The organism is Planctomycetota bacterium (genome assembly GCA_039819165.1).
Classification (GTDB): Bacteria; Planctomycetota; Phycisphaerae; order Phycisphaerales; family UBA1924; genus JAHCJI01.
In genome coordinates this window covers 1-503 of record JBCBSM010000036.1, presented here as the reverse complement: position 1 = coordinate 503, position 503 = coordinate 1, and the positions used below count along the sequence as shown (strand labels likewise).

Below are 503 nucleotides of genomic sequence, written 5' to 3'. Positions count from 1 at the left end.
CGTCGGCGAGCGAGCCGGGACGGAGCCCGTCGCCCAGGCTCCAGGTGACGTCGTACTGCCGCATGATGTCGCAGAGGTCGTCGAAGCTCTCGTAGAGCGGTTTCTGTTTGCGGTGGGCCATCATCCACTTGGCGATCAGCGACCCGCCGCGGCTGACGATGCCCGTGACGCGGTTCATCGTCAGGTGGAGGTGCTCCAGCAGCAGCCCGCAGTGGATCGTCATGTAGTCGACCCCCTGCTTCGCCTGGTGCTCGACCATGTCGAGGAAGTGCTGCGGCGTCATGTCCTCGATCTCGCCGCCGAGTTCTTCGAGCATCTGGTAGATCGGCACCGTGCCGATCGGCACGGTCGACTCCGCGATGATCGCCTGGCGGATGCCGTCGATGTTCTTGCCGGTCGACAGGTCCATCACCGTGTCGGCGCCGAAACCGATCGCGGTGTGCAGCTTCTCCAACTCACCGCCGATGTCGCTGGTGACCGCGGAGTTGCCGATGTTCGCGTTG

Annotated in this window: 1 protein-coding gene; it reads right to left on the bottom strand. The window is 64.8% G+C overall.

Going from position 1 to position 503, the window contains the following annotated elements; all coding sequences use genetic code 11:
• Positions 1-503: phosphomethylpyrimidine synthase ThiC (locus AAFX79_13920; protein ID MEO1009651.1), on the bottom strand; the 503-nt coding region annotated here is incomplete at both ends.